This is a genomic window from Lysobacter zhanggongensis (genome assembly GCF_046638635.1).
GTDB lineage: Bacteria > Pseudomonadota > Gammaproteobacteria > Xanthomonadales > Xanthomonadaceae > Novilysobacter > Novilysobacter luteus.
The window spans coordinates 1-589 of sequence record NZ_JBJXHK010000185.1; the positions used below are offsets into that span (position 1 = coordinate 1).

Genomic DNA, 589 nt, shown 5'->3' on the forward strand with positions numbered 1-589 from the left:
CCGACCGACCCGCTCGCCGACGGCCTGCTGAAGCGGCTGCAGCGCGACCTGTTCCATCGCCGGGCGGAGCCGGGCGCACCGCGGCGCGAGGCCGTCGACCGTGGCGACCCGACTCTGCAGGTGCACGCCTGCCACACGCGCCTGCGCGAGGTGCAGGTGCTGCACGACCAACTGCGCGGCCTGCTCGAGGACGGGCGTTTCGACCCGCCGCTGCAACCGCGCGAGATCGCCGTGCTGGCGCCCGACATCGACCCGTACGTGCCGTATATCGAGGCGGTGTTCGGCGGCCGTGCCGGCCAGCCGGACTTCATCCCCTACGCGCTGGCCGACGCCAGTCCGCTCGCCGGCGAGCCGCTGGTGGAGGTGTTCCTGCGCCTGCTGGCGTTGCCGGTGTCGCGCTTCGGCCTGCACGAGGTGCTGGACCTAGTCGCCAGCCCACCGCTGGCCGAGGCAGCCGGCCTGGACGCGATGGCGCTCGAACGCCTGCACGACTGGCTGCAGGCGGCCGGCGCGCGCTGGGGTCTGGATGCCGGCCATCGCCAGCGCCACGGCGCCCCCGCCGATGCGACCTGGACCTGGCGATTCGCGC

At 74.5% G+C, this 589-nt stretch carries 1 pseudogene; it reads left to right on the forward strand.

The window, feature by feature from the left end:
* A pseudogene (locus tag ACKVMH_RS13600) lies at window positions 1-589 on the forward strand (exodeoxyribonuclease V subunit gamma); the annotation flags it as partial.